At 68.8% G+C, this 14,978-nt stretch carries 21 protein-coding genes and 1 pseudogene; 12 read left to right on the forward strand and 10 right to left on the reverse strand.

The features are described from left to right. The first annotated feature begins 227 nt into the window (after positions 1-227). The gene (locus FB563_RS31490; RefSeq protein WP_055705194.1) at positions 228-797 is read left to right on the forward strand and encodes a TetR/AcrR family transcriptional regulator; all 570 of its coding nucleotides are present in this window, start codon (positions 228-230) and stop codon (positions 795-797) included. 179 nt (positions 798-976) lie between these two features. Here FB563_RS31490 and FB563_RS31495 read toward each other — a convergent pair whose 3' ends face one another. Beyond that, complete coding sequence (locus FB563_RS31495) at positions 977-1,396, reverse strand: hypothetical protein (RefSeq protein ID WP_234357653.1); 420 nt, start codon at positions 1,394-1,396, stop codon at positions 977-979. Positions 1,397-1,599: 203 nt separating this feature from the next. On the opposite strand from FB563_RS31495, the gene FB563_RS31500 reads away from it, so the two are divergent. Further along, the gene (locus FB563_RS31500) at positions 1,600-2,580 is read left to right on the forward strand and encodes an alpha/beta fold hydrolase (RefSeq protein ID WP_055705195.1); all 981 of its coding nucleotides are present in this window, start codon (positions 1,600-1,602) and stop codon (positions 2,578-2,580) included. A gap of 452 nt (positions 2,581-3,032) precedes the next feature. Here the strand turns inward: FB563_RS31500 and FB563_RS31505 are convergent, their stop codons facing one another. From FB563_RS31505 to FB563_RS31515, 3 genes are all read right to left on the reverse strand, one after another. After that, on the reverse strand, positions 3,033-3,533 hold the full coding sequence (locus FB563_RS31505) for a hypothetical protein (protein ID WP_055705196.1): 501 nt from the start codon (positions 3,531-3,533) through the stop codon (positions 3,033-3,035). Positions 3,534-3,800: 267 nt separating this feature from the next. Further along, entirely contained in the window at positions 3,801-4,448 is a 648-nt protein-coding gene (locus FB563_RS31510; RefSeq protein ID WP_055705197.1) for a response regulator transcription factor, read from the reverse strand. Next, positions 4,433-5,692 (reverse strand): sensor histidine kinase, encoded by a 1,260-nt coding sequence (locus FB563_RS31515; protein WP_055705198.1) that lies wholly within the window; start codon positions 5,690-5,692, stop codon positions 4,433-4,435. Before FB563_RS31515 ends, FB563_RS31510 begins: the two co-directional genes overlap by 16 nt. 151 nt (positions 5,693-5,843) lie before the next feature. Here FB563_RS31515 and FB563_RS31520 point away from each other — a divergent pair, with 151 nt between their 5' ends. Further along, positions 5,844-6,308 carry a hypothetical protein gene (locus FB563_RS31520; RefSeq protein WP_234357654.1) on the forward strand — a complete coding sequence of 155 codons (465 nt, stop codon included), beginning with the start codon at positions 5,844-5,846 and terminating at the stop codon, positions 6,306-6,308. Between the two features lie 176 nt (positions 6,309-6,484). Here the strand turns inward: FB563_RS31520 and FB563_RS31525 are convergent, their stop codons facing one another. Together FB563_RS31525 and FB563_RS31530 are read right to left on the reverse strand one after the other, a co-directional pair. Then, a complete protein-coding gene (locus FB563_RS31525) occupies positions 6,485-7,123 on the reverse strand; it encodes a Vgb family protein (protein ID WP_055705199.1) in 639 nt (212 codons plus the stop codon). Between the two features lie 479 nt (positions 7,124-7,602). After that, positions 7,603-7,992, reverse strand: a complete 390-nt coding sequence (locus FB563_RS31530) for a VOC family protein (RefSeq protein ID WP_055705200.1) — start codon at positions 7,990-7,992, stop codon at positions 7,603-7,605. A gap of 113 nt (positions 7,993-8,105) precedes the next feature. Between FB563_RS31530 and FB563_RS31535 the strand changes: the two genes are divergently transcribed. Then, the gene (locus FB563_RS31535; protein WP_055705201.1) at positions 8,106-8,753 is read left to right on the forward strand and encodes a TetR/AcrR family transcriptional regulator; all 648 of its coding nucleotides are present in this window, start codon (positions 8,106-8,108) and stop codon (positions 8,751-8,753) included. A 98-nt stretch (positions 8,754-8,851) separates the two neighbouring features. Here the strand turns inward: FB563_RS31535 and FB563_RS44365 are convergent. After that, positions 8,852-9,015, reverse strand: a pseudogene (locus FB563_RS44365) (ISL3 family transposase); the annotation flags it as partial. Between FB563_RS44365 and FB563_RS43215 the strand changes: the two are divergent. Continuing rightward, positions 8,966-9,169: a hypothetical protein gene (locus tag FB563_RS43215; protein WP_055705202.1), complete on the forward strand. Its 204-nt coding sequence runs from the start codon at positions 8,966-8,968 to the stop codon at positions 9,167-9,169. The pseudogene FB563_RS44365 and the gene FB563_RS43215 overlap by 50 nt on opposite strands. 78 nt (positions 9,170-9,247) lie before the next feature. Here FB563_RS43215 and FB563_RS31545 read toward each other — a convergent pair whose 3' ends face one another. Beyond that, a complete protein-coding gene (locus tag FB563_RS31545) occupies positions 9,248-9,706 on the reverse strand; it encodes a GNAT family N-acetyltransferase (protein ID WP_055705203.1) in 459 nt (152 codons plus the stop codon). A 195-nt stretch (positions 9,707-9,901) separates the two neighbouring features. Between FB563_RS31545 and FB563_RS31550 the strand changes: the two genes are divergently transcribed. The 4 genes from FB563_RS31550 to FB563_RS31565 all read left to right on the forward strand — a co-directional run bounded on the left by FB563_RS31550 (position 9,902) and on the right by FB563_RS31565 (position 11,532). Continuing rightward, positions 9,902-10,093 (forward strand): hypothetical protein, encoded by a 192-nt coding sequence (locus tag FB563_RS31550; RefSeq protein ID WP_055705204.1) that lies wholly within the window; start codon positions 9,902-9,904, stop codon positions 10,091-10,093. Next, the gene (locus tag FB563_RS31555) at positions 10,062-10,505 is read left to right on the forward strand and encodes a hypothetical protein (protein ID WP_107100565.1); all 444 of its coding nucleotides are present in this window, start codon (positions 10,062-10,064) and stop codon (positions 10,503-10,505) included. The genes FB563_RS31550 and FB563_RS31555 overlap by 32 nt, the downstream gene beginning before the upstream one ends. Before the next feature lie 179 nt (positions 10,506-10,684). Next, positions 10,685-11,140 carry a hypothetical protein gene (locus FB563_RS31560; protein ID WP_142219115.1) on the forward strand — a complete coding sequence of 152 codons (456 nt, stop codon included), beginning with the start codon at positions 10,685-10,687 and terminating at the stop codon, positions 11,138-11,140. Beyond that, positions 11,137-11,532, forward strand: coding sequence for a GNAT family N-acetyltransferase (locus FB563_RS31565; protein ID WP_055705206.1), 396 nt, complete (start codon positions 11,137-11,139; stop codon positions 11,530-11,532). The genes FB563_RS31560 and FB563_RS31565 overlap by 4 nt, the downstream gene beginning before the upstream one ends. A gap of 547 nt (positions 11,533-12,079) precedes the next feature. Here the strand turns inward: FB563_RS31565 and FB563_RS31570 are convergent. Next, on the reverse strand, positions 12,080-13,180 hold the full coding sequence (locus FB563_RS31570; RefSeq protein ID WP_055705207.1) for a hypothetical protein: 1,101 nt from the start codon (positions 13,178-13,180) through the stop codon (positions 12,080-12,082). Between the two features lie 301 nt (positions 13,181-13,481). On the opposite strand from FB563_RS31570, the gene FB563_RS44370 reads away from it, so the two are divergent. From FB563_RS44370 to FB563_RS44990, 3 genes are all read left to right on the forward strand, one after another. Continuing rightward, the gene (locus FB563_RS44370; RefSeq protein ID WP_234357655.1) at positions 13,482-13,769 is read left to right on the forward strand and encodes a hypothetical protein; all 288 of its coding nucleotides are present in this window, start codon (positions 13,482-13,484) and stop codon (positions 13,767-13,769) included. Continuing rightward, on the forward strand, positions 13,745-14,011 hold the full coding sequence (locus FB563_RS44375) for a hypothetical protein (protein ID WP_234357656.1): 267 nt from the start codon (positions 13,745-13,747) through the stop codon (positions 14,009-14,011). The genes FB563_RS44370 and FB563_RS44375 overlap by 25 nt, the downstream gene beginning before the upstream one ends. Before the next feature lie 530 nt (positions 14,012-14,541). Beyond that, the gene (locus tag FB563_RS44990) at positions 14,542-14,664 is read left to right on the forward strand and encodes a hypothetical protein (protein ID WP_267888636.1); all 123 of its coding nucleotides are present in this window, start codon (positions 14,542-14,544) and stop codon (positions 14,662-14,664) included. 43 nt (positions 14,665-14,707) lie between these two features. Here the strand turns inward: FB563_RS44990 and FB563_RS31580 are convergent, their stop codons facing one another. Then, on the reverse strand, positions 14,708-14,968 hold the full coding sequence (locus tag FB563_RS31580) for a hypothetical protein (RefSeq protein WP_055705208.1): 261 nt from the start codon (positions 14,966-14,968) through the stop codon (positions 14,708-14,710). Between the last annotated feature and the right edge of the window lie 10 nt (positions 14,969-14,978).

Here is a 14,978-nt window from a genome sequence, read left to right on the forward strand (position 1 = left end):
ACCGGGCGGGTGCGCAGGGTGTGTGGTGCGGGACTGTGCCGCAGAGGGGGGCGGCGATGCGTGGTGCTGGAACCGAAGGGGACCGCGGACTGCCACAGGGACGCGTCCGCAGCTATCGTGTACATCAACCGGACAGCTGTCCGTTAACTGGAAAACGTAACGGACAACTGTCCGCTTAGCAAGGGCGAGGTTCGGCCACGAAGCCTCGGGAAGGACGAGTGCCGCAGATGAACGACGCACCCCGGCGCTCGGACGCCCAGCGCAACCGCGAACGCATCCTGGAGGTGGCTCTCGCAGAGTTGTCCCGTTGCGCGGACACGCCACTGAGCGCGATCGCCAAGAAGGCGGGCGTCGGACAGGGCACCTTCTACCGCAACTTCCCCAGCCGCGAGGCACTCGTCCTGGAGATCTACCGGCACGAGATGCAGCAGGTCGCCGACAGTGCCGCCCACCTGCTCCGGACCCGGCCGCCCGCGCAGGCCCTGCGCGCCTGGATGGACCGGCTTTCGGAGTTCGCGATGACCAAGGCCGGCCTGGCCGACGCGATCCGGCAGGTCACCAGCGCGCCAGGCAGTCCGGCGAAGCCGGCCCCCACGCCGGTGATCGAGGCGGCGAACCTGCTGCTCCGCGCCAACGAGCAAGCCGGCACCGTCCGTTCCGGCGTCACCGGGGACGATTTCCTCCTCGCTATCGCCGGCCTGTGGCAGCTCGACCCCCACGACGACTGGCAGCCCCGCGCCACCAGGCTCCTCGACCTCGTCATGGACGGCCTGCGCACGGGAGCGCCCGGCCGGTGAGCACCGACGCACGATTGCCAAGACCATGATCGCCTATATGACCGCCTGCAGCACCGAGCGGCACCATACTCTTGGGCAACTGGAGCGAGGCGGATCAAGATGCTGAGGCGCCAGATGTTCGGCCGCGCTGGCTTCGAACTCCTACGCAACCGCGCCCTGCTCTACTCCTGAAAGGCTGCTCAGGACTCATCGTCGATCAACCCGAAGTCTTCTGGGAACTCCTCCAGGAACTCGCGACGAGCCGCGTCGGTCTCGGCTGCTGCCATCTCCCCAACCAGCTCAATCAGTTCCTGTCGCTGATCCTTGGGCAGCGTACTGACCACGTGGGCGACGCCCTCCATCACCTTGACCGCGTCGTCCTGATCCATCTGCTCGTCTTCGCTGCCGTCGATGAACCACAGGACGTCGATCAAGGCTTCGGCCAAGGCACGAGTCAGGGACGGGTACGAAGGCGTCACGATGGTCTCCCAGCAGATCAACGGCAGAGTCCAGCCATCCCACCACACACCACTGACATCAAGTGGACCGTAGCCCGAGACGCGGCAGCAGTTGTTCATCTCGTGGGGAGGCGCTCGACGTCGGCCGGAGTCGATGTTCACGAGAAGGGGAGGCAGTTTTGACCGCCGCACTCCGGGACGGACATCTGACCGGATGGGTGCCACCGCCGAGGGCCGGGTTTGCCGAATCGGCAAACAGACTCGTCTTGCGAGCGGGGTCTTCCGCAGGATCGGCATTGAGCCGGCGGAACGGTACAAGGGGGCCGTTCCGGGGCACAGAAGGCTGACGGTTGGGGAGGAGACGCATGACGCAGCAGGTCACGGAGATCACACACCGGTTGGTGTCCTCACCGGGAGGCCGGATTCACCTGGCGGAGCAGGGAACCGGGCCGCTGGTGCTGCTCGTACACGGCTTCCCGGAATTCTGGTACTGCTGGCGCCGTCAGCTGCCGGTACTCGCGGCAGCGGGATACCGCGCGGTCGCCATCGATGTCCGCGGCTACGGCCGGTCCTCCAAGCCGACCGCGGTGGATGCGTACCGGATGCTCGCCCTGGTGGAGGACACCGTCACGGTGGTCGACGCCCTGGGCGAGGAGTCCGCAGTGGTCATCGGCCACGACTGGGGCGCCACCATCGCGGCGCACTGCGCCCTGCTCAAGCCCGAGGTCTTCCGGGCGGTGGGACTGCTGAGCATCCCCTACACCCCGCGCGGCGGGCCCCGCCCCAGCGATGTCTTCGCTCAGATGGGCGGGGATGAGGAGTTCTACGTCTCGTACTTCCAGGAGCCGGGCCGCGCCGAGGCCGAGATCGAACCCGATGTGCGTGGCTGGCTCGCGGGCTTCTACGCGGCCCTGTCCGCCGACACCATGCCCGCACCCGGCATGCCCGATCCGCACTTCGTCAGCAGGGCCGGGATGCTGCGTGATCGGTTCCCCGCCGGCCAGCTGCCCGCGTGGCTCAGCGAGCGGGACCTCGACGTCTACGCCGGGGAGTTCGAACGGACCGGCCTGACCGGAGCACTCAACCGCTACCGGAACATGGACCGCGACTGGGAGGACCTCGCCGCCTTCGACGGCGCCCCCATCACCCAGCCGTCCCTGTTCATCGGCGGCAGCCTGGACGCTTCCACGACATGGCTGGCCGACGCGATCAAGGAGTACCCGGTTACGCTGCCGGGCCTGGTCTCCTCCCACCTCCTCGACGGCTGCGGCCACTGGATCCAGCAAGAACGCCCCGACGAGGTAAACCGACTCCTGACCGACTGGCTCGCTGCCTTGCCCGCCTGACGCGCTCCCCCAGCGGCGCCCAGTGCTGTCGAAACACCTGAACATCCGCAGCATCCTCCGAGAAGGCTCAACTGCCGGCGGAACCGCTGTCGAGGCGCTGCTCATGCTCATGAACAGCGCCAGACGTGGCGCAAGCCCTGCAGGCGCTGGGCGATGAGCAGGTGGAACGGGCCCGTGCGGTGGTGGAGACCCTGGTGGCTCTGCACCGGTGACCGCAGCACGTACGGGTGGATGCGCACCGGTACACCGAGTCCATCCGGTGCGCGCCCCCGGTCCGTCGGTGCGCATCCACCCGGTGGGCGATGCAAAACGGCCTCCTGGAAGCCGCAGTTCAAAGGACTGGCGTGACCGTCTTCCCCTGTCCTCACGCTGTTCGGGGACAGCAATCTGCAGTAGACAGTCCGTGAGGCCGTATCCCCGACGGCGACGGCTCGGAGCAGGTGTCTCGGCGCTTACTGCTGCAGGTCGGCCTCGTCCGCCCGGCGGAAGATGTCTCCGCACGTGGGAGACGGCACCCGCTCGCGGGCAGCAAGGACTGTCAGCGTATGGCGCACTTCCGTGCCCAGCCGAAGAAGCTGAAGACTCGACTGACCGCCCTTGTAGGCGTACAGGCGGAAGACTTTGACAGCCATGTCGTCGCGGTCGTCGGCGAAGGTGTCTGGGAGCCCGGCGAGTAGTTCGAAGTCTTGCTTGCCGGTCGCCGCGTCGGCCACGGCGCTCAGGGGCAGGCTCTCGAACTCAGCGGCGAACAAGGAAGCGTCCACCGCGACAGCATGGGCTGCCAAGGCCGCGATGACCTCGATGAGTCGTTCCCCCACCGCCAGTTCGATGTCCCAGCCCCGCAGCCGCTCTTGGCGGCGATCCTGACGCCACGGCTCCTGGTCCAGCAGCGGCAGCAGGACGCGACCCAGGTACGCGCAGCGACTCCACAGCATGTCGTGGTCCGAGGTCATGTGCGATCCTCTCCCCAGCCTTTGGAGGGCCTGTACCGCCCGAGCGGTGCAGGCCCTCCAACTTCCCACTGGACGCAGGCCAGGTACAGGACGGGGCTGCTGTTCGCCCTACTGCTGCCCGCAGAGCCACCCGAGCTCACGAGGGTCCCGTACGTCGTCGTGCGAAAGGCATGCGTCTAATGGGCTTGGAGGCGCAGAAATCGCAGCTGGTCGTCGTTCGTTGGCGAGGAGTCCACGCCCCGTCCGCCTCACCACGTAGGACACGGTCTAAGACCTGTTCAGGTAGGTGAGGACGGCGCGGACACGGCGGTTGGTGTCGTCATCGTCGGAGATGCCCAGCTTGCCGAACATGGAGGTGGTGTACTTGCTGATGGCGCTCTCGCTGAGAAAGAGGCGGCGGCCGATGGCCTGGTTGGGCAGTCCCTCGGCCATGAGGGCCAGCACGGAGTACTCGCGTTCGGAGAGCCGCTCGAGTCCCCGGCTCGGGGAACTGTTGGACAGCAGTTTCGCGATGACAGCCGGGTCCATGGCGGTCCCGCCGCACGCGACGCGCTCCAAGGCGCCGATGAACTGGTCGGCGTCGAACACGCTCTCCTTGAGGAGGTAGCCCACGCCGCCGGAGCCGTCGGTCAGGAGCTCGCGGGCGTACAACTGCTCGACGTGCTGGGAGAGGATGAGGACCGGCAGACCTGGCATCTCGCTACGGGCGGCGAGGGCCGCCCGCAGGCCCTCGTCCGACTGGTCCGGTGGCATGCGGACGTCGATGACGGACACATCCGGGCGCCACGTCCGCAGCGCATCGAGAGTTTCAGGCCCAGTGGTCGCTGTCGCCACCACCTGGTGCCCGTACGCCTCGATCAGGCGGACCATCCCGTCACGCAGGAGGTAGAGGTCTTCGGCTACAACGACTCGCATGGCAGCACCATCCTGACACGAGTCGGACCGCCCGGCGGGCTGATGATCTCCAGGGTCCCGTCGAACACCGCGAGACGGCGGCGCAGGCCGGCCAGCCCGCCGCCGGCTCGTTCGTCGGCCCCGCCCCGACCGTCGTCCTCAACCTCGACAACGAGGTCGGCCTCGTCCTTGGCGAGGCAGACGCGCGCCCGCGAAGCATGGGCATGCCGGACCGCGTTGGTCAGCAATTCGGCGAGGCCGAAGTAGACGGCCGGCTCGATCGGCGGGTCCAGGGTCAGCCGGGCGTCAGCACTGACGGCCACGTCGAGCGGGATGTCAAGGGCGAGGGCGCGCACTGCGTCTACGAGCCCCCGCTCGTTCAGTACCGGTGGACTGATTCCCCGGATCAGCTCGCGGAGCTCGGCCAGCGAGGCGGTGGCGCCGACACGCGCATCCCGCATCAGTGCCTTGGCCCGCTCCGGGTCGGTCTCCATCAGTTTCTCGGCGGTCGCCAGGGAGAGCCCGAGCGCAACCAGGCGGGCCTGCGCTCCGTCGTGCAGGTCCCTTTCGATCCGGCGGATCTCGGCAGCCTGCGCGACCGTCGCGTCCGCGCGCTGGGCGGTCAGCTCATCCACCCGGTCCGCCAGCGCCATCGCAGGCGACGGACGCAGGAAGCGGACAGCCACCGGCTCGACGAGCCGCCAAGCGTACGGGGCTGAGGCGACGGCCACGACCAGGCCGAGCGTCCCGACGAGGCGCGCGGCGAGACCCGGCCGGCCGAGCCCGAGGACCGCCGCGGCCACCCCAGCCGGCGGAAGGGTAGCGACCACGCCCGCGGTGAGCGGCAGGATCCCCGTGAACCGCAGGTCGCGCCAGTTGGCTGGGTCTCTCCACCGGAGCCGCCACTTCTGATCCAGAAGGGCGTCCCGACGGGTGCGTTCGTAGGAGAAGCCGTTCCACCAGTACCCGGTGGACATCCGCGTCACCGGTCCGGCCTGCCGGTATCCGGCGGGGATGACGGTGGCGGTCCACCTTGCGACGAGGAAACGGACCATCCGGCAGACCGGGCGGGATAACGCGAGCGTGCCCCCACACACCAGCACGAGCGGCGCTACCCACGACCACGGGTTTCCCGCCCTCCACCAGATCCCCAGCGCCACGGCGGCGGCCCACACGGCAGGGACCAGCATGCTGACGACCGCCACGACACACGCCCGCACGAACCCTACGCCGACGCCCGCCACCCACGAACCCAGCTGTCTCATGACTCTTCCTTCGCCTACCGTTCGGTACTCCCACTGTGCACCGCGCGGAGCCCGCTACTTCCCTGGTCAGCCAGGAAGTGGGGCTACCCCCACCCGCTTGTGTGTCCAGGCGGATACCGCGTCAGTCAAGCGGTTCATAGCGTCGGTGAGCATGGAAACCAACACGCACTCCACGGCCGATGCGGCACTCCTCAACACCCCCCGTGCCCAAGGAGCCTTCGACACAGCGAAAAGCAGCCTCAAGGTATACGGCGTACTGAGCACCGCCGCCCTCCTGGCGGTCACCGCGGTATCGATCAGCGGTCACATGGTGAACACGTTCATGTGGGTCCGGGCAGTCCTGCTGCCCGTAAGCGCCGCGCTGATCTACCGGATGACCGGATCCGCTTCCCGGGGGTCTCGACAGGCCTTCGAGCGCGTGCGGGCTCTCGCCGTCATCATGCCGATCGCGATCATCGGCGTCGACCTGATCCCGGGCATCTGTCCGCCCTGGTATGCCGTGATGCAGGTCGTCTGCATGCTGCCTCTCATCCGAATCGCATGCACCACCCCATCTTTATCGGGTGGAGGCTTTCCAGGCCTCCACCGGTCCACTACTGGCCGACAAAGTTCGTAACGTGCAGGCCGGAGCAGGGGCAGCGCTGGCGCCCACGCCCGGAGGCCATCCAGATATAGACCGTTACCAGAGCTCGCCGAACCGGCCGATCGGGATCGCGGAGACGAATCGCCGCCTGAGCGTGGACCGCTTCCCTGCGTCCATCACCTGCCATGGCGTGCACCGCGAGCATCTGTTCACGCCAACCGCGCGACTCCTCCCGTCTCGAGGGCCGTCCAGAGAGCGCCGTCGGGACCTACGGTGATGCCGTGCGGTTCAGATGACGGCGACGGCAGGTCGTGCTCGGCGATCTCACCGCTCGCGGTGATGCGACCGCTGCGGTTGGCTCCCCGTTCGGTGAACCAGCGGTCCCCGGTGGAGGCCTCGACGATGGCGTGGGGTTTGGCCGTGCGGTCGGGAAATGGAAACTCCTTGATCGTGCCATCCGGTTCGATCCTGCCGATCTGCCCTGCTTCGATCTCGACGAACCACAAGGCGGTGCCGTCACTGGTGATACCCACCGGGGCAGCGCCCGGGGTGGGCAGTGGGTGAATGACGACGTCGCCGGCGGTGGTGATGCCGCCGATCCGGTGGTCTTGCGACCGGGTGAACCACAGCGCGCCGTCGGGCCCTGCGGTGATGACCGCAGGACGACATGTGGGCGGGTCCAGGGGGTAAACGTTGAATTCGCCGTCAAGGATGAGACGCGCGATGTGACCACGGTGCGCCAGGGTGAGCCACAGGGCACCGTCGGGTCCGGCGGCGATGCCGTACGGCCCCGCCGCCTTATCTGCCACGGGAATCTCCGCAATGGCTGGGCCATCCAGATGGTGCATGGCAACTCCTTGGACGGGACGGGGTCAACTGGTGTGTCCCGCCTGGGGCGTTGACTTCCTCGTACCAGTTCGAGGATGAGCCCGGCGAAGGTCGGGGCACGGCAACGCCGTGGTTCGAGCTGATGCAGGCCGGACGGCGGCCTGGGGCGGCGGCTTTGGCGTTGGCACGCACTTCGTCGCGCCGCAAGCGTAGAAGCTGTTCTCGGCCGGCCAATCGTCGTCGGACAGGCGATGCGGTCGTACACGCCGAGCCCCGGAACGAGGCTTCACCACACCGCGCACGGCCGCTGCCGCCCTCCGCCGGTGGAGTCTCACCAAGACGGGCATACGACAGGGCTTCGCAGGAAGGTGCGGTGATGTTCGCCTCTGGGATCGAACTCCCTGTCTCTGAGTAGGCGCAGCGGCCACCACGCGTTCCGGGCGCAGCCAGTGGGTGAACGGCGGGCGGCAAGCGTCAGGTCCCTTGTCGCGGTGGTGGGTCAGTCGTGTTCGGGAGTGGACCATTGGACGAACTGGATGATCACGCCATTGGGATCGGCAACCTGGAACAGGCGTTCACCCCAGGGCTCCTGGCGCAGGGGCATGGTGATCTCTATTCCGGCGTCACGCAGTTGCTTTTCCTGCTCTTCCAGGCCGTCGTCGAGAGTGAAGGCCAGGATCAGGCCATCGGCATGCCGGTCGCGCTGTTCGGGCGGCAGTACCTGGATGCCGCGGGCGAGGAGGACGACATCGACCGCGTCGGGCCGCTTCAGGGATGCGAAACCGTCAGCAGCCTGCTGGACGGTGTAGCCGAGGTGACCGGTGAAAAACGCCTGGGAGGCGGCGACGTCCTCAACGGTCAGGGAGACGGTGGAAGCGGTGAACTGCACGAGGTGGTCCCCTTCGACTGACTTCTACCGGGCGAAATTTACGACGGAAGTAACTTTAAGTTGGGGCTCAAGGGGTGTCAAACATAAAGATGCTACGGGCGTAAGATTGCGCCATGGCTAACCAGACGTCCGTCCCCGCCGCCGGACTGCGCGAGGCGAAGAAGCAGGAGACCCGGCAGCTCATCTCCGACCACGCCACCCGGCTGTTCATCTCCCAGGGCTTCGAGCGGACGACCATCGCCGAGATCGCCGCCGCCGCCCGCGTCGCCAAAAAGACGGTCACCAACTACTTCGCCCGCAAGGAAGACCTCGCCCTGGACCACCAGGAGGAGTTCGCCACCTCCCTGGCCCGGGCCGTCGCTGCCCGGCATCCGGGCGAGTCGGCGTTGGCCGCCCTGCGCCGCGCGTTCGCCGACGCCGTGGCCGACCAAGACCCGGTCGCGGGGTTCTGCGGCCAGGAATTCGCCCGCATGATCGCTGACAGCCCGACCCTGACCACCTGCCTGCAAGCTCTGCACGAGCAGCGCGAACGCCACCTCGCTCAGGTGCTCGCCGAAGTCACCGGCGCCGAGTCCGACGACATCACCGTCCAGACCGCCGCCGGCCTGCTGGGCACCGTCCACCGCGTGCTGTTCCACCGCATCCAGACCCTGACCCTCGCAGGCCACGCCAACGACGAGATCGCCCGCATCATCGCTGCCGAAGCCACCCAGGCATTCGGCCTGCTGGAGCCCGCGCTGTCCGACTACGCCACCGCCTGACGCGAACATCTCGCTCAGCCCCGACCGGCAGACACGCTCCCGAGGACTCGGCGGTCAGGCGGTTCCTCCCTCCAGCCCACGAAAGCGGCTCTTCGCAGCTGAGGGTGGAGTCGCGGTCCAAATCCACCGGGTACGAGCAGGCTCCCCCGGCGACGCAATGGGAGAGGCCGCGGAACACGAGGGCGAAGCCGCGCAGGTGCTCCAGTCGGCCGGTGACGGCCCCGGTCGGTCCGTCGGACGTGCCGGGCCGGTCGAAGTGGGCCGACCCACGGCTCTGCGCGGCGACCGCCGACCGGCCCACCTTCAACGCCAACCTGAGCGAGACCCGAACGAAGCCCTACCGTCTGACGCGCACCGTGTTGCCCGGCGTTGAGAACGGCCATGAAGGCGGCGTTCATGATGCGGAGGAACGCTGACGACAACGCCCCGCCGGAGCGTGTTCCGGCGGGGCGTCGTCGGTGAGGTGCCGTTTTCGTCGGCAAGATGCCGGTGGTTCAGCGAGTAACCTCGTCGGCCTGCAGTCGGAGATCGAGCCAGGGGATCGTCTCGCCCGGCAACAGGTACTCGTCGGTCTTCACGAATCCGTGCTGTTGCGCGAAGCGGAGGCCGTCCGTGTTGGACGCCAGTACCACTGTCTCGATGACCTCGGCGCCGAGCTCCCTCGCCTGGGCGAGACCACGCTCATAGAGTTCTGCGCCGAAACCGTGGCCACGGTGGGTGGGCAGGACGCGAGCGATGACGGTTGCCACGGCTGCCTCGCTCGTGAGTGGGCGAACCGTTGTGCAGCCGATCAGGGTCTCGTCGAGATAGGCGACCTCCAGAACGTTGTGCTGGGAACGTTCGCGCACCTCGTCGAGCGACCGGTGGTGCGTGGGAATGACGAGGTTGTGGACGTACTGCCAGTCACGGACCGTGGCGTCGCCGTCCACCTTTTCGATGCGAAGGCGGGACATCGGGCCAGCAAACCCGCAGGTGGCAGTCCTCGTCAACAGCGATACGGGAGCCATGCCTGTGCCGCGCACACTGGATGGTCAGTCGCCGACGACCTCGCTCACGGCGGCTCGGGCGGCGGCCTCATCGACGAGGTACTTGCCGGTGTGCCCGAAAATCGCCCGGCTGGCTGGTGGCATGGTGGACAGTCCTTCGCCGTGAACGACGTGCTGCCGAAATTGGACCAGCTGCCGTTTTCCTCGGTCGAGAGCGTGTTGGTGGAGTCGGTCGCGGTGACCGACGCGGTCGTGCGGGCGGGGGGCTCGTACGACCGCAGGACAGGCGGCCTGTCCGGGATGTGGATGTCGGTCAGGGCGAATACACGGCTCCTACCTCCGGTTCCCTCGTGATCCGCCAATGGCGGGCAAGTTCGTCGTGGTGTCGTTGCGGGTGCGGCGGTTCGTCTGCGAGGAGGAATCCCGCGAGCGCAAGACCTTCGCCGAGCAAGTACTGGTGTCTCAGTCGCAGGTTCGGGCGACGGACCGAGCGGCTGCGGTCGACGCCGGCGTCGGTCGGTCTTGCGCTCGCGGGCCGGGCCGGCGCCCGGAAGACGGAGGTCTTCACGGTTCCGTCAGCCGGAACACCCTGCTGAGGCTGATCGCCTCGCTTCCGGACCCCGCCACCGCAGCACCCCGCGTGCTCGGGGTGGACGGGTGCGCCCAGCGCAAGGGCCGTATCTACGGAAGCGTGCTCGTCGACGTCGAGACACGTCGCCCGGTCGAACTCCTTCCCGACCGGGAGGCGGACACGCTCGCGGCCTGACTCGCCGAGCGGCCCGGCATCGAGGTCGTCTGCCGCGACCGTGCCTCCTTCTTCGCCGAAGGCCTCACCCGTGGTGCCCCGCAGGCCCTCCAGGTGGCCGACCGCCGGCACCTCTGGCACACAACCTGGGCGAAGCCGCCGAGAGGTGCGTCTACCGGCACCGCGGCCGCTTGCGCCCCGTGCCGGCACAGCCGGAGGAACTCCAGGAGGAGCCTGAGCCGACCGTGTTGTCGCCCTGGCCGACACGGCGCCGATTCCCGGAACGCACCGGCGCGAAGCACGCCACCATCCACGCTCTCCTCACCGCCGGTCACAGCAAGCGGTCCGTCGTCCGGCAGCTCGACATGACCCTCAACACGATCCTGTGCTTCTCCCACACCACGACGCCGGAAGAGAAGTTCACCGGCCCCCGGCCCTCCGTCAACCCGCGCCGTCACGCGCTGGTTCCTCACCCACCACGACGCCCTTTCCGAAGGCGACCGCCTCCAGCCCTGGATCGAAGCGGCCACCTCATCAAGGTGTTCAAGCGTCAGATGTTCGGCTGGGCGCTGGTTTCGAACTCCTCCGCAAGCGAGTTCTCCTCGCTCCGTAATTTGATTGCTGGACCTGACCAGGACTCTACGATCGAGGAGTGACGATCGAGTACGAGTGGCGGGGCGACTTCGACAACGCTGCCCTCAACGCGCTGCATGCTGACGGTTTCGGCCACCCCGTCACTCAGACCGACTGGCGAGAGCGACTTGAGCGCCACAGCCTCGGCTGGGTCTGCGCCTGGGAAGACGGCTCGCTGATCGGCTTCGTCAACGTGGCCTGGGACGGCGGAGTTCACGCCTTCGTCCTGGACACGGTGGTCGCCCAGCATCGCAAGCGGAGCGGTGTGGGAGGCGCGTTGGTTGCTGCTGCTGCTCACGAAGCTCGTGCCGCGAAGTGCGAGTGGCTCCACGTCGACTTCGAGGACCACCTTCGTTCGTTCTACTTCGACGCCTGCGGCTTCAAGGAGACGACAGCCGGACTGATCGCCCTGTAGCACGGTGGGCCAGGATGCACAGGGTCAGAAGCGGCACCGACAAGCCCTCGCCGGACCCCTGACCCAACTACTTACACTCCGTGACTGTGGGTCTTGCTGGTAGGCCTCGCGGGATCCTCCGGAAGCCGCCGGTGCCGACCGCGTTCGGGCTGATGGTTCTGGGCTGTGCGCGAACGACTGCTCCGGCTGGAAGTGCTGCTTTTCCGGCCCGCTCGTACCCGTGGTTCATCACGGAAACCATCGCGGCGATGTCGACGGCCGCCAGGGCGACATCGACCACGGCGGCGACCCGGCCCGGATCGCCGCCGCCGCGGCACGGGCGTACTCGAGGCTGGGTTGTTCTTCCGGAGTGCTCATGAGCGCCGTACGGACACTGGTTCACCGTGATGACCGGGCATCCGGGGCAGGTCGTCCGCTCCCGGTCGTCGCCCGGCCGAACTGCGGACAGGAGGCCGACGGGTGCGGAGGGTTCGGCGTACGCCGGGCTGCGCGAGCCGGTCAACTGGGCAGCGACACAGACGAGTTGGCCAACCGGCCCGGCTCGCGCTCAGCGGCGTCCGTGGCGGCGCTCGGCCCGGTTGCGAGGCGGGAGCGGTCGGGCGGCCTCGGCCCGCTCCTCCTGCTCGCGCACCCGGCGCTCGTAGTCCTCGCTGGCGCCGATCTCGGCGGCGGTGCGGCGCGCGAGCGTCGGGGCGGCCCAGGTGCCGATCGCCCAGGCGACGGTGGCGGGCAGGACGGGCGCGAGGAGCAGCAGCGTCCAGCGGCCGCCGGCGGCCGAGGCGGCGTTCCTGCGCTGCCGGGAACGGTGCTCCCGCCATGCCTGTTCGGGGGTGGGGATCTCCACCGGTGCGCGGCGAGTGCGCACGAAACCCGCGACGAGGCTGAGCAGGCAGGCGACCGCCGTCACCGTGTACACCGCGGTACGAGCGGAGCGCGGCACCCCCACCGCTTCCCAGAACCCCACGTAGAAAGCGGTCACGACGAGCCCGGCGAACAGCAGCAGGGCGAGCTGGGAGCAGCCATGTGCGATCCGGCGCAGCCAGTATCCGGCGCCGCGGTCGAACCAAGTGGTGCCCAGGCGCGGAATCGCCGCCGGCTCCACCTGCTCCCCGGGGACGCCGTCCGCCGTACTCTTCATGTCGTCCCCACCAACATCAGAAGATCTTGTGCCCAGCGCCTTGGACTTGTCGCTGATCCAGTGGCCGGTGCCGGTCACCATACCTTCGCCCGCGTGCCACGCCTGGGCGCCGGAGTGGCCGATGCCGTACAGCGTGCCCACGACCGCGCCGTGGTCGTCCCAGTCCTCGCTCCAGTGCTCGTGGAACAGCTTGTCGGCGAAGGTTCCCACGCCGACGATGACCGCACCGCCGACCGCGGCCGTGGCGACCACCCCGTCCACCGGGACCGAGGCCGCGAGAGCGACACCGGCACCCAGGCCCACCAGGCCGCCGCCCACGTCGACGAGCACCGAGTGGCCCCAGGACCAGCCCTCGTCATGGTCCTGCTTGGCCTCCAGACCGCCGACGACCACCGTGGCCGCGACGTCGATGACCGGGATCTCCTTGAGGAACCGGGGAGCACCCTCGGCGAGTTCACTGCCACGCAGGACGTCCGCCATCTTGTAGTTGAGGAACCGGTCGTACGGCATGTGGGAGCTTCCGTTCTCCAGCCCGGCCAGCCGTCCTTCCAGGCTGGCGAGCGACGGCGCAGCGTACGGCGGCCGCGACCCGCTCGACGCAGCCGCCAGAGGCCGGGGGCGCGGTTCAAAACGGGCTCGGGCAACCGACCGGTAGTCGGGTTGAACCGGTGCTGGTGGGCGGAGAGACTTGCGCGGTGATCATGGAGCTGCCCCCCCGTAATCTGACCTGGGACGAGGTGGATCCCTCCCTCATCCGTTCGACGGAGCATCGGCGGCGCGGGTGGTGAGATCGCTCAGGCCGGCCGGGCGGATGCCCCGACGCCCCGACGTATCGCCGGGTCACCGGGCCCTGCACGAGTGGAGCTGGGACGAGGCCAGTCCCTGGTCCGACGCCATGACGTACGCCCTGGCCGAGCGCTACGGCGCTGTGTCGCCGGCTGGCGGTGGGCGCACGACGAAGGGGACGGCGACGGGGGTCCGGTCGGCAGCTGGTGCTGCGATCGAGGGTCTCGTCCGGGGTGGTGCCGAGGCCTACCCGCTGGACCTGGCCGACATCGACGACCAGCGGATCTTGTGGGACCGCATCGCCACAACCTGATCCTGCACGTCACCGACCGCACGGGCTGCGGCAGCGCCTGGTACGGGCAATGCCATCAGGTACTCAGCTGGTTCCTCACCCGCGGGGGCGTCGCCGCCGTCGATGCCGAGCACCAGGTGGACCGGGCGATCGGCGGACGGTTCAAGAGCTGGACCGGCCCCGACCCGGTACTGGTCGAGGACATCGCCGAGCGGCTCGCGGCCTCCGTGCGGGCGCACGCGGACGCCCGGGCCGCCGAGTAGCCGCTTCCCGACCACTTCGAGCGCTGGCTCGCGCTGCGGGAAGCCGTGCCGTGGCGGGAGGCCCAGGACGGCACCGGGGACGGACCGGTGACGCCGTCCCGCGACGGAGCGGCGGAGGGGAATCCGCACCTTCGACGCCATCCTGGCCCCCGCCCGCGGACAGGGCCTGCTCACCGCCCTGGAGCCGATGCGGGCCGACGCCGCACGCGGCGCCCGGCTCGGCTTCGACCTGATCCGGGGCCGGCAACGACACGTTCTGGACACGCCCGGGCCGCCGCCGTTGCGCACCCTGGCCGCCGTCGCCAAGGGCGGCCGGAACGGTACGGCATCGGCCCGGACATGCGCGCCCGCCTCGACGCCTGCCGGCCGAGAGCGCGAAGGACGCCGCCCGGCCCCACCCGCTGACCACCCGGGCCGCACGCGCCTTCCTCGACGTCTGCTTCTTCCACCCCTTCGACGACGGCAACGGCCGCTCCGCCCTCCTCACCTGCCTCTTCGTCCTGGCCCGCGAGGGTGTCGCGCTCGACGGCGTGCGACTGCTGCGCCGTGTCTCCTTCCAGGCCGACGAGCCACAGGACGCGCCGACCCTCGCCGGGTACGTCGACCTCCACCTGTGCGAGACCCGGCGAAGGACCACCGGCCCGGCCTCCTGAACGGCCTGCGGCCGCGTCCCGCTCCGACCGGTGCCCCCGGCCGCTACGTCGCACCCGGCCCGGCGACCCCCTCGAACGCCAGCTGCTTCGCGGCGGCCAGGATGCAGTCGCGCGGCACCAGGACCAGGGACTCACCCTCGCCGATCGAGGCGCCCAGCTCGTCCATCCGCACCGCCTCCGACTCGGTCAGAAGATGCAGCTTCCCGATCACGAAGAAGTCGCCGTCGTCCCGCTCCACGACATCCGGGCAGTTGTTCGCTCCGACGGACCCGCGCTCGGCGGGCGTCGATCCGATACGACGCATGAGGCTCCTT

Source organism: Streptomyces puniciscabiei (assembly GCF_006715785.1).
GTDB classification, from domain to species: domain Bacteria; phylum Actinomycetota; class Actinomycetes; order Streptomycetales; family Streptomycetaceae; genus Streptomyces; species Streptomyces puniciscabiei.